12 protein-coding genes and 2 riboswitches are annotated in these 12894 nt (G+C 33.6%); of the genes, 3 read left to right on the plus strand and 9 right to left on the minus strand.

All coding sequences use genetic code 11. The annotated features are described in order from the left end of the window. Positions 1–300: 300 nt before the first annotated feature. The 6 genes from EP747_RS23125 to guaA all read right to left on the minus strand — a co-directional run bounded on the left by EP747_RS23125 (position 301) and on the right by guaA (position 8982). A complete protein-coding gene (locus tag EP747_RS23125) occupies positions 301–1986 on the minus strand; it encodes a glycerol-3-phosphate dehydrogenase/oxidase (RefSeq protein WP_129692343.1) in 1686 nt (561 codons plus the stop codon). A 131-nt stretch (positions 1987–2117) separates the two neighbouring features. Further along, positions 2118–3608: a glycerol kinase GlpK gene (gene glpK / locus EP747_RS23130; protein ID WP_129692344.1), complete on the minus strand. Its 1491-nt coding sequence runs from the start codon at positions 3606–3608 to the stop codon at positions 2118–2120. Positions 3609–3626: 18 nt separating this feature from the next. Then, a complete protein-coding gene (locus EP747_RS23135; protein WP_129692345.1) occupies positions 3627–4451 on the minus strand; it encodes an MIP/aquaporin family protein in 825 nt (274 codons plus the stop codon). Between the two features lie 310 nt (positions 4452–4761). Further along, entirely contained in the window at positions 4762–5319 is a 558-nt protein-coding gene (locus EP747_RS23140; protein WP_129692346.1) for a glycerol-3-phosphate responsive antiterminator, read from the minus strand. Between the two features lie 110 nt (positions 5320–5429). Next, positions 5430–6758 carry an NCS2 family permease gene (locus EP747_RS23145; RefSeq protein WP_098234744.1) on the minus strand — a complete coding sequence of 443 codons (1329 nt, stop codon included), beginning with the start codon at positions 6756–6758 and terminating at the stop codon, positions 5430–5432. Between the two features lie 170 nt (positions 6759–6928). Continuing rightward, positions 6929–7028, minus strand: a riboswitch (purine riboswitch). Between the two features lie 418 nt (positions 7029–7446). Further along, entirely contained in the window at positions 7447–8982 is a 1536-nt protein-coding gene (gene guaA, locus EP747_RS23150; RefSeq protein WP_419179341.1) for a glutamine-hydrolyzing GMP synthase, read from the minus strand. A 146-nt stretch (positions 8983–9128) separates the two neighbouring features. After that, positions 9129–9231, minus strand: a riboswitch (purine riboswitch). Positions 9232–9420: 189 nt separating this feature from the next. On the opposite strand from guaA, the gene EP747_RS23155 reads away from it, so the two are divergent. Then, positions 9421–9768: a DMT family transporter gene (locus tag EP747_RS23155; protein ID WP_129692348.1), complete on the plus strand. Its 348-nt coding sequence runs from the start codon at positions 9421–9423 to the stop codon at positions 9766–9768. Between the two features lies 1 nt (position 9769). After that, positions 9770–10090, plus strand: a complete 321-nt coding sequence (locus tag EP747_RS23160; protein ID WP_129692349.1) for a DMT family transporter — start codon at positions 9770–9772, stop codon at positions 10088–10090. Positions 10091–10152: 62 nt separating this feature from the next. Here EP747_RS23160 and EP747_RS25155 read toward each other — a convergent pair whose 3' ends face one another. From EP747_RS25155 to EP747_RS23175, 3 genes are all read right to left on the minus strand, one after another. Beyond that, a complete protein-coding gene (locus tag EP747_RS25155) occupies positions 10153–10302 on the minus strand; it encodes a peptidoglycan-binding domain-containing protein (protein WP_129692361.1) in 150 nt (49 codons plus the stop codon). Further along, on the minus strand, positions 10296–10910 hold the full coding sequence (locus EP747_RS23170) for an N-acetylmuramoyl-L-alanine amidase family protein (protein WP_129692350.1): 615 nt from the start codon (positions 10908–10910) through the stop codon (positions 10296–10298). The genes EP747_RS25155 and EP747_RS23170 overlap by 7 nt, the downstream gene beginning before the upstream one ends. Positions 10911–11086: 176 nt before the next feature. Next, positions 11087–11491: a hypothetical protein gene (locus EP747_RS23175; RefSeq protein WP_129692351.1), complete on the minus strand. Its 405-nt coding sequence runs from the start codon at positions 11489–11491 to the stop codon at positions 11087–11089. 229 nt (positions 11492–11720) lie between these two features. On the opposite strand from EP747_RS23175, the gene EP747_RS23180 reads away from it, so the two are divergent. Beyond that, a complete protein-coding gene (locus EP747_RS23180) occupies positions 11721–12572 on the plus strand; it encodes an ATP-dependent DNA ligase (protein ID WP_129692352.1) in 852 nt (283 codons plus the stop codon). The last annotated feature ends 322 nt before the right edge of the window (positions 12573–12894 follow it).

Consider the following 12894-nt stretch of genomic DNA (forward strand, 5'->3'; position numbering starts at 1 on the left):
TTCATGTTTTGTTTAGTTTTCAAAGTTCACTTTGTCGCTTCAGAAGCGACTTTTAAATCATATCATTTAAAGCTTGTTTTCGTCAACAACTTTTTAAATGTTTTTTTGATTTTTAATTTGTTTGTTTTCCCTTGTTTGGGACAACATAGAATAATATATCAGCTATTTGAATTAATTACAACACTAAAATAAAAGAACTATTATTCAGAATGTTCCATTTAACCGAGCGCTTTATTAACAATAGTGCTGTATTCACTTTAATATATCTAGGATGCTTCTTTATGAAGCATCCTTTGATTCTTATGCTAACGTTGCATTCTTCTTTAATTTTTCAATTGGTTTTACTGCTTCTACTAATGCTTGATCTAACTCTGTAGTGTATTTTGCTTTTTGTTCCTTACTCCACTCTAGCTTTATTGATATAAATTCAATTACTGAGTCTTTCCATTCATATACCCAATGAATATTGAAGAACAATGCACCAGTACGACGTATAAAAAAGTCGACTGGTTTTACAACCATCTCAAAGTCTATTGCATATAAAAGCGGTACGAAGACATCTATAGGTAAATTATATTGATTAGCCACCATTCTGTATTGACTTGCTAACTGAAATAATATATCAACATTGGAACCATAAAATTTTGTAAAACGTTCAGCTTGATTTTCTGACAAACCATACTTGATTCCTTCTTTGGTTTTTTCAGAAATATATTTAGAAAATTGTGATGCTCCACCTACACGTCCACCAGAGATAGGCAAATGTTTTGTCTTACTTTTTATATAGTTAGAATTGTATCCTTCCTTTTTTAGTAATCCAGTTACATAGTCGATTACCGTTTCGGCCATTTTTCGATACCCCGTTAACTTTCCACCAGCAATTGTTATTAAGCCAGAATTTGAAGTCCAAATTTCATCTTTGCGTGAAATTTCGGATGCACTTTTCCCTTCTTCATATATTAACGGACGTACCCCTGCCCAACTTGATTCTATATCCTTTTTCGAGATATTTATTGTTGGAAACATGTAGTTGATTGCATTGATAATATAGTTACAGTCTTCATTAGTCATTTGTGGTTTTGCAGCATCTTCTTTATAAAATGTATCTGTTGTACCAACATATGTCTTTCCATCTCGAGGAATTGCAAATACCATACGTCCATCTGGCGTATCAAAATAGATTGCTTGACCAAGCGGGAAACGACTATGATCAATAACTAAGTGAACACCTTTGGATAGCTGTAATACTTTACCTCTCTTTGAATGATCCATTTCACGTAGTGAATCAACCCATGGTCCCGCTGCATTTATAATTTTTTTACCGTATACTTCATACACTTCACCATCCAATAAATCAACGACAATTACACCGCATACTTTACCATCTTTATATAAGAAACCATCTACTTTAGCATAGTTCACTGCTTTAGCCCCATGAGCGATCGCTTCTTTCATTACCTCAATTGTTAGACGAGCATCATCTGTGCGGTACTCTACATAGTATCCGCCACCTTTTAACCCTTCTTGTTTTACAAGTGGCTCTTTTTCGATCGTTTGTTCACGATTAAACATTTTTCTGCGTTCACTTCTTTTTACACCAGCTAGGAAATCATAAATTCTTAATCCTATTGATGTACTAAATGCACCAAATGTACCACCTGTATGGAAAGGTAATAACATCCATTCTGGAGTTGTTACGTGAGGACCATTTTCGTAAACAATTGCACGTTCTTTCCCAACTTCTGCTACCATTTTTACTTCTAATTGTTTTAAGTATCGTAATCCACCATGTACAAGCTTAGTTGAACGACTAGATGTACCTGCTGCAAAGTCTTGCATTTCAAATACGATTGTTGATAATCCACGTGTACTAGCATCTAAGGCAATACCAGCTCCAGTTATACCTCCACCGATTACGATTACATCTAATTCTCTTTTATTTACTGTTTTTAAAACATCTTTTCGTAGTGTACCTGAAAATTTCATGGCTTTTCCTCCTTAAATACGAAAAAAAGAGACCACAAACATCACTATAGAAATTCTTCTATAGCATGTTGTGGTCTCTCTAAATCTCCTACCGAAATATTAACTTGTTTCTATTTTAACACTATACTATGTTATTTGAAAGCTTTTGTTGCTTCGATTGCTTTTTTCCAACCACTGTATAGTTCTTCTCTTTTATCATCTTGCATTTCCGGTTTAAATCTCTTTTCCATATTCCATTGTTTTGAGATTGTTTCTTGATTTTCCCAATAACCAACAGCTAGACCTGCTAAATAAGCTGCACCTAAAGCTGTTGTTTCATTTACTTCAGGACGTTCAACTGGGACATCTAATAGATCACTTTGGAATTGCATTAAGAAATTATTCTTAACTGCTCCCCCGTCCACACGTAAAGTTTTTAGTTCAATACCCGAATCAGCTTCCATTGCACATAATACATCTTTGGTTTGATAAGCTAACGCTTCCAGTGTTGCACGAATAAAATGCTCCTTCGTTGTTCCACGAGTTAATCCAAAAACCGCTCCCCGTACTTCACTATCCCAGTAAGGAGTACCTAGACCAACAAACGCAGGTACAATATAAACTCCATCTGTAGATTCAACTCTAGTAGCATATTCCTCACTATTACTAGCATCTTTAAACATGCGCATTCCATCACGTAACCATTGAATAGCGGAACCTGCTACGAAAATACTTCCTTCTAAAGCATATTCAACTTTTCCATTTAGGCCCCATGCAATTGTTGTTAATAAGCCATGATTAGATTTTACCGCTTTTTCACCAGTATTCATTAACATAAAACAACCAGTACCATAAGTATTTTTCGCCATTCCTTCGCCAAAGCAAGCTTGGCCAAATAACGCAGCTTGTTGGTCACCAGCTATCCCTGCAATAGGTACATTTTGACCAAAGAAATGGTAATCAACAGTATGACCATATACTTCAGAAGAAGATCGTACTTCTGGAAGCATACTTTTTGGTACCGTTAGCATTTCAAGTAGCTCATCATCCCATCTTAATTCATGAATGTTATACATTAATGTACGTGATGCATTTGAATAATCCGTAACATGTACATTGCCTCCAGATAATTTCCAAACAAGCCAAGTATCAATTGTTCCAAATAATAATTCATCACGTTCTGCTTTCTCTCTTGCACCTTCTACATTATCTAGAATCCACTTAACTTTTGTTCCAGAGAAATAGGCATCAATTAAAAGACCTGTTTTTTCATGAACAACCTCTCCATAGCCTTTCTCTTTTAGATCATCACATATCTCACTCGTTTGACGTGATTGCCACACGATCGCATTATAGATTGGTTTTCCAGTTGTTTTGTCCCACACAACTGTTGTTTCGCGTTGATTTGTAATACCTATACCTGCAATTTGCTCAGGTTTTACATCTGCTTCACTTAAACAAGTAGCAATGACAGCTAAAATTGACCCCCAAATTTCTTGCGCATTATGCTCAACCCATCCTGGCTTTGGAAAATGCTGTGTAAATTCTTTTTGTGCAACATGAACTATTTTGCCATTTTTATTAAATAGAATTGCACGAGAACTTGTTGTACCTTGATCTAAAGAAAGAATGTATTTATTCATAATCGTCCCATCTCCTCATTAAGCTACTACTTTTCTATTATTTGTATGACTTTGACTCTTTTTACTTGTTAAATAAGAAACTATCAAAATACCAACTGTTACAATTCCTACATAAATAATTGCAGAGTTATGCTTACCTTCAAAAATAATTTGATAGAATAATCCTGCTAGTGATCCTCCTAATGCTGGCCCAACAACTGGAATCCATGCGTATTTCCAATTCGAATCTCCTTTACCAGTAATAGGTAATAAAAAGTGTGCAATGCGGGGTCCTAAGTCACGAGCTGGATTAATTGCATAACCAGTCGTTCCGCCTAATGATAAACCAATGCTAACAATTAAGAAACCTACGATAAAAGGATTTAAACCATCTGCAAATTTATTTGAACCAATTGCTAAAATACCAAACACTAAGATGAACGTTCCAATCAATTCACTTAAAAGATTTGCAAATGTATTAGGTATAGCAGGACCCGTTGCAAATACACCTAATTTTGTTCCTGGATCTTCTGTTTCTTTCCAATGCGGTAGGTAATGTAAATAAACAATTGTTGCTCCGATCATCGCACCAATCATTTGTGCTGCAATGTATTCGGGTACTTGACTCCATGGAAATGAGCCTTTAAAAGCTAATGCTAAAGTAACAGCTGGATTTAAATGCGCTCCACTAATACTTCCTACTGCATAAACAGATATTGCAACTGCTAGACCCCATCCTAGAGTTATTACAATCCAACCTGAATCCTTAGCAAATGATTTTTTTAAACTTACACCTGCACAAACTCCTCCACCTAAAACAATTAGCAAAGCAGTTCCAATTAATTCCCCTAAAGTTGCTGACATAATTTCACTCCATCCACATTCAATTTAAGATTAAGTTTTCCCGTGATCGAAAATAAATCGAATGGCCATTCTTTTTAATAATAACTCTGTTAATATAGAAAAGAAGTATTGAGACAACGAGTATGATATTAGTGCATACCAACTATTAACTGAGCCTAAAAACTAAAAGACCCACAATCAATCAGCTTCTATTAATAAATAGAAACAATTAATTGTGGATCTCTTCATTTCTCCGTCACGTTTATTAACTTGTCTTTTATGCTAACCTCAAATGAAAGCGGTGTCAACAAGAATTTCCACATTTCTGCCATTATTTTAGGAATTTTTTCCATAAGTCTTTATCCGATGTTGTAATTGCAGTAGCACCAGCATTTAAAGCTGCATCCACATCTTCAACCGTTCTTATAAATCCACCAGCTAAAATAGGTATACCAGTTCTTTCTTTTACCTCTCCAATAACATTCGTAAGCGCTCCTGGTAACACTTCAATGTAATCGGGCTTTGTTTTTTCTAATAACAAAAAACTTTTTTCCATTGCTCCGGAATCAATCAAAAAGATCCGTTGGATGGCAATAACCCCTTTTTGCTTAGCCTTTAAAATAACATTGGATTTTGTAGAAAGTAATCCATCTGGCTTGTATTCTTGACAAAGAAATTCCGCTGCATGCCCATCACTTTGTAAACCATGTATAAGGTCGACATGTAAAAATACTTTCTTTCCATGTTGCTTAGCAAGAGAAACTACACTTTTCAATTGACCGATATGAATATCAAGAATAACGATATATTTATACGGAGTAGTTAATAATTTTTCTATATCCTTTATTTTTCTAACCGCTGGTAGAATCTTTTGTTCATGAAAATCCATCAATATTACCCCTATAGAATTTTTTACTTTTATAGTACACAATATAAAAAAAAAGAAAAAGCCTGTACAATGAAAGAATTTTCTTTGTACAGGCTTTTTTAACTTAAGATCTACTCTCTAAAAAATGCTAGGAATAATAGGAATACTACAAACAGCACATACATTACAGGATGAATTTTTTTCGTTTTTCCAGCTGCAATCATTGAAATCGGATAGAAAATGAAACCAACTGCGATACCAGTTGCAATACTATAAGTTAAAGGCATTGCAATAATTGTAAAGAATGCTGGAACAGCAATTTCGAACTTTTTCCAATCAATTTGACCAATTGATGAAACCATTAAAACTCCGACTACGATTAAAGCAGGTGAAGTTACCGCTGCAGTTACTACTCCTAAAAGTGGTGCGAAGAATAATGCTAATAAGAATAGGATACCTGTTACTACTGCTGAGAATCCAGTACGTCCACCAGCAGCTACACCAGCAGTTGACTCAATATAAGAAGTAGTAGTACTTGTACCTAAAGTTGAACCAACTACTACAGCTGTTGCATCAACCATTAATGCTTTACCTGCTCTTTCAAGCTTGTTCTCTTTTAATAAACCAGCTTGGTTAGCTACCGCTACTAATGTTCCAGTTGCATCAAAGAAATCTACAATAAAGAAAGTTAATACTACAGCAAACATTTTACCTGAAGAGAAAACATCTGGAATATGTTTAATTGCTTGACCGAATGTTGGAGCAATACTTGGTACTGGACCAACAACTGAAGATGGTAAGTCGATAATTCCAAAAATCATGCCTGCGATTGCAGTGATGATCATTCCTAAAAATACACCAGCTTTTATTTTTCTAGCCATTAAAACTACAGTAATAACTAAACCGAAAATCGTTAATAAAACAGCAGGTTCATTTAATTTACCAAGTGATACGAATGTCGCAGGGTTACTTACGATAATACCTGAATTTTTTAAACCAACAAATGTAATAAAGAATCCAATACCGCTACCAATTGCTAATTTTAATTCAATTGGAATTGCATTTATAATTTGTTCACGAAGACCAGTTAATGAAAGAATGATAAAAATGATACCTGATACGAATACGCCAGCTAATGCCGTTTGCCATGGAATACCCATTCCAAGAACTACGTTAAAAGCAAAGAATGCATTTAATCCCATACCTGGTGCTAAAGCAATTGGATATTTCGCATAAATACCCATTAAAATCGATCCATATGCTGCAGCTAAAGATGTAGCTACAAAGATTGCCTCTTTATTCATTCTTAAAGCTTCTGGGAAATCCTTTATATCTGATAATGATAAAATCGATGGATTTACAAATAAAATATAAGCCATTGCTAAGAATGTAGTTAAACCAGCAATTGTTTCTTGACGATATGATGTGCCTAACTTGTTGAACTCAAAATAATTACTGATACGTTCTTTCATGTGATCCTCCTAAGTTTTAGTCTTAAAAGTCGGTCTCTATTGTTTAAAATAGAAAAGGCACTTTTACACAATGGTAAAAGCGCCTATCACGAGCAGTTTCATTCTGAACTTATTAACCCTAGAATAGTAGAATAATAGCAAAATAGTAGGTTAATAACTTTCAGAAATCATTACTTCGTAGTCCGCCATTTTACGGTGGCGGGTAGAGACGCTAGTCCATATTTACTAGCCTATACGACAAGTTATGACAAATTATTTATTTAATTTACATCCTTATCTTACAATCAGTTTTGATTAGTGTCAACAAAAAAACGAACATTTTTTATAAAAAATTCGTTTTTGTTCGTTTTTACCATATTTTAGTTGTTCAATTAAACTTCATCATTTGGAAAAACACATTTTAGTCAAATAAAACATTTAATTAACAGTAAATTCTAATAACTATTGTACTATAAACTGGTCAATAAATGACAAGTTTCAACAAAAAAAGCTATAATTACTTACTAAAGAAGAGATTTAGCCATGTTTACTATTTTAATACTAATTTTGTTTTCTTTTCCTCTTTCGATAATAAGTATAAGTTCCGTCTAATAGTTACAAAATGGAGTCAAATTGGTGTTAACTTAAAATAGAAAAAGCCATAAGCCTTATAAATAAGGGTTATGGCTTTTTTTTATTATTCCCACTCAATCGTTGCAGGTGGCTTACTAGTTACATCATAAACTATACGGTTTACATGTTTTACTTCATTTACAATACGAGTTGAGATTTTTTGAAGTACATCCCAATCAATACGTGCCCAGTCAGCAGTCATTCCATCGATAGACGTAACTGCACGAATACCTACAGTGTAGTCATACGTACGTTCGTCACCCATTACACCAACACTACGGATGTCTGGTAATACTGTGAAATATTGCCAAATTTCTTTATCTAAACCAGCTAAAGCAATTTCTTCACGTAAAATTGCATCTGATTCACGAACGATTTCAAGTTTTTGATCAGTAATTTCACCTAATACACGAATTCCTAGACCTGGTCCTGGGAATGGTTGTCTCCAAACGATTGCATCTGGAATTCCTAGTTCAGTTCCAACTGCACGTACTTCGTCTTTAAATAATGTATTTAAAGGCTCGATTAACGTGAATTGCATGTCTTCAGGTAATCCACCTACATTATGATGTGATTTGATTGTTTGAGCTGTAGCCGTACCGCTCTCGATAATATCTGTATAAAGAGTTCCTTGAGCTAAGAAATCCATACCTTCTAATTTAGCTGCCTCATCATCAAACACATAGATGAATTCATTACCGATAATTTTACGTTTTTCTTCTGGATCAGAAACGCCAGCAAGTTTACTTAAGAAGCGCTCTCTAGCATCTACTTTAATTACGTTCATGTGGAAGCCTTCGCTAAACGTCTTCATAACGCCTTCAGCTTCATCTTTACGTAATAAACCGTGGTCAACGAATATACATGTTAATTGATCACCAATTGCTTTGTGAATTAATACTGCAACTACTGAAGAATCAACACCACCACTAAGTGCACAAAGTACTTTTTTGTCACCAACAGTATTACGAATATTTTCAAGTTCAACTTCAATGTAGTTTTTCATTGACCAGTTTGCTTCACATTCGCAAATATTGAATACGAAATTCTTTAATAGATCATTTCCATATTCAGAGTGACGAACCTCTGGGTGGAATTGTACACCATACATTTTTTTAGCTTCGTTACTCATTGCTGCGATTGGGCAAGAAGCACTAGTTGCATCTACAACGAATCCTTCTGGTTGTTGAATTACTTTATCACCATGGCTCATCCAAACTACGTGGTCTGAAGGTAGGTCTTTTAATAAAGCAGACGGATTTTGAATATTTAATTCAGCTTTACCATATTCACGTTGGTCTGCTCTAGCTACCGTTCCACCAAAATGTTGCGTCATTAATTGCATTCCGTAACAAATACCTAAGATTGGAATTTCTAAATCATAAATTGCTTCATCACAGAAGAAAGCATTTTCACCATATACGCTATTTGGTCCGCCAGAGAAAACGATCCCTTTAGCGCCCATTTGCTTAATTTCCTCTGCAGTTATTGTATGAGGACGTAATTCACTATAAACGCCAAACTCACGGATACGTCGTGCTATAAGTTGGTTATATTGACTTCCAAAATCTAGTACTACAATTGTGTCATGTTGTTGCAAAACGGTCACCCCATCTATATATATTGAATTAACGTATCAGTTAAACTGATACTATTTTTCCCAAAAAAAATAAAAAAAGCCGATTTTCTCCTCTATTTACATACGAAAAATACGTATAAGAAGGCAGAAAGTCAGACTTAAGGTAAACAAAGTCAGGCTGCCTTCATAGTCAGGGCATGTTACGGCGCCCCGGTAGAGACTCTCGACCCATATTGTCGAGGATATATGAAGAATAATGACGAATATTGTATTATTGTCTCATTCTAACAATGTATAATTTTTCGGTCAAGGTATTTCATTGCATAAAAAAAATAAATTTTTGTGTAAACGTTACAACTTGTCATGAATAAGATTATAGTGTATCTTTTAACTAACGAACGGTAGGTAGTTTACCAAAACAAAATCATTTATATAGTCTTCTATAAGGGGGATTTTTTTATGAGTTGGATTTACTTAGTTATAGCGGGAGTTTCCGAAATTGCTTGGGCTTTTGGATTAAAATACTCAGAAGGATTTACAAATTTGTTGCCAACAATTTTAACGATAGCTGGGATCTTGTTTAGCTTCTTTTTATTTTCAAAAGCAATAAGAGATATTCCAATAGGTACTGCCTACGCAGTTTTTACAGGAATCGGCGCCGCTGGGACGGTTATTATAGGAATGTTATTTTTAAATGAATCAGCCTCTATATTAAAAGTTATTCTGGTAATTACATTATTATCTGGAATTATTGGCTTAAAATTAACTTCAGGTGATAAAAAAGCAGAAAAAGGAGATGCAGCATAAGATGGCTTGGTTATTTTTATTTATTGCAGGTTTGGGCGAAGTTGGCTTTGTCATTTTTATGAAGCTATCTAATAATTTTAAAAAACTTAACTACTCCATTTTGTGTATTCTATCTGGATGGACTAGTTTTTATTTATTATCAAAGGCCTTAAAGGTTATCCCCGTCGGAACAGGTTATACAATCTGGACTGGTATAGGTGCCGCTGGATCTGTTTTAATTGGCATGTTGTTCTTTAATGAATCACGCGAATGGAAGAGACTGTTATTTATCACATTCGTAATTGGATCTGTTATTGGTTTAAAAATCATCTCACCTCATTAAAAAAATCCCTATTCGAAAAAGAAATAGGGATTTTTTCTTTAGGAATGATGTGATATTGTCTATTAAAACAGCTTGCCCCAAGTGTTTTTTCCAACAATTCCATCGACAACTAGTCCATTACTTGCTTGAAATTTTTTAACTGCATTTTCAGTAACTGGTCCAAAAATTCCATCTACGGTTATTTTTAGTTTTTGTTGAACCTTTTTTAGGATTCACCTCTTGATCCTTCTTTTAAAATACCAGGGTATGGAATTGAGTCTGTTTGGGTTTTCGGGGGATTTAAGATCAAATTCACTTGTGCTTTAAACTCGTTAAATTGATCGGGGTGGTCTATGAAGGTTTTTGGACAAGGCTTATGTGTTATATCATAATGTCTTACAATGTCATTTGCATTTAATTTAAACATCTTACACAATTCAGCAATTACTCTGATAGTACGTGTTAATGTATATTGTGAAATAGTACCATCCTTTTCGACGCACATTTCAACACCGATTGAAAGCTTATTTGCGTTCGGAGCGAGTTCATCCACTCCTCTATAAACACCACCATTACTATTTCTTTCATAATGATCATTTGCATGATAAGCTACTTCATCAAGCGGAATAATACAGATTGCCTCCTTCGAATCAACAAATATATGGGCAGATGCATATGTTTTATTTTTTATCGCTGTACCGTTAAAATACCTTTGGTGACTTTGTGCACTTGCCCCCGGATTTGCTGTCCAATGCAGCACAATTTTTCTAACTTCTTTCAACTTTATTGACGGCCTCGTATACTTGTTCATCGAAATAAAATCATTTCTCCAAGTTGCCAAAATTAGCACTCCTTTTCAATATTGGCATGTCCAAACAACCATCTTTCGAATACTTGGACATGTATATTAATACAGTATTCTGAAAGATAAAATTCGTTACATATAAAAAGAGAGTATTAGATACTCTCCAGAATGTTGAAAGTAAATTAGTGATTTGAATCTCCTTTTACCTAAAACTACTTACTTTTTAGTGGTTTAACATAAATTGCTTGTGATGAATTAACAGATATACAGCCATCTAAATCCTTCTCTTTTAACAATCCCAAATTAATAGCAGACTTGATTTTATCTCCATCTGGTTTTCTTACAATTTGTATTAAATCAGTCAGATTTAGTTCTTCTAATTTATTAATTGTCTCCTCCTCATTAAATTTCTCTTTTTTTCTTATGATTCGTTCAAGTTTTAAATTATTAATAATTAGTTCACCTTTTTCATTCATTCCAACTTGGTGATCAAAGTATCCATGAAATATCTTTTGTAATTCTTCTAACTGATTTTCAATATCTTTCTTTTTTTGACTCAAATCATAGTACTCATTCAACATCGGTTCCGTTATTTTGAAATTATTTTTCCTTCCCATTTCATAACACCACTTTTCATAAGAAGATAATTTATCTTATTGTGAAATTAGACGAGTTATGACTTGAAATACACTTGAAATAAAAGTACATTAACAAGTGGAAGACTAAAAATAGAATGAATTGCTATATAAGAAAACAAAAGTATTTATGTGATTTATATATTTCAAATGAAAAAGAAAGGAATCTTGATTATGTTGAAAAGCAACAATCATGATAGCGAAATGAAAAATGTTTATTGAGCCAATGCTATTACAGAATGCTGATAAACCATTTGACTCTGATCAACATTATTTTGAATTGAAATCAAATGGCGTTCGAATGATGCTTGAAAGGCAAAATGGAAAGAATAAACTTTTTAATCGAAATGGTACCGAGATTACGGAGAGAATCCCTGAACTCGAAAATATCGACTTAGATGATTGTTACTTAGACGGTGTTTTAGTTTGCTATAACGACGGCAGAGAAGATTTTGAAGCGGCAACCAATCGAGTAAGTTTTATTCAAGAATATAAAATATTACAAGGAAGCAAACAATTTCCATCAACATATATCGTGTTTGATATTTTACGGCTTAAAAATAATAACTTAATGAAAGAACCTTTATCTTATCGAAAAAAAATCCTTTCAGAAACTCTAGTGGATCAAGAATCAATCAAAAAAAGTTTTTATATTGAGTCGGAAGGTAAAATGTTATTTGAGCAAATTAAAACTCTTGGACTCGAAGGTATAGTAGCTAAATCAAAAGATTCTACTTATATACCTGCACATCGATCACTAAATTGGTTAAAAATTATTAATTGGAGATATAGTAATTACTATATAACCGGCTATAAAAAACAAGGCATGGGATTATTAATCTCGGAATTAAAAAATGGTGAGTATGTAAATGTAGGATTAGTAGAGTTTGGGATGAATATTGGCCAAAAAACAGCTTTCTTTAGTTTAACCAAGCATATAAAAACTGGAGAAGACAAAAATTATATTTATGTAGAACCATTTGTTCGATGTGTGATAAAAAGTAGAGGTCAATTAAATAGCGGAGAATTAATTGAACCTATATTCCATGACTTTATCGTTTAAAAAACAGCTTCTTTAAAGTACTGATCCATCCCCTTTATGTAGAAAGTATTGTAGCTTTTTACTTATATTAAGGGGTTTTTTATTTTCTATCTAAATATTAGCCATAATACGATCAACCAAAATGGTATAGAAAATAAGAGACCAAAAAGGCATCCTCTATATAAACCAAAGTTCATCTAAATCATCCTTAAAAAATTATTTGATATTTTCGTAATATCGCATCTTAGGTTTTCTGCTTTTATTAAATTTACTATACATATTTAAACAATATTTAGTCAATCAAGCCTAAGTCTTATTTAATCAAATACCTCTATTCTATTAC

This window comes from Gottfriedia acidiceleris, assembly GCF_004138285.1.
Taxonomy (GTDB): Bacteria; Bacillota; Bacilli; order Bacillales; family Bacillaceae_G; genus Gottfriedia; species Gottfriedia acidiceleris_A.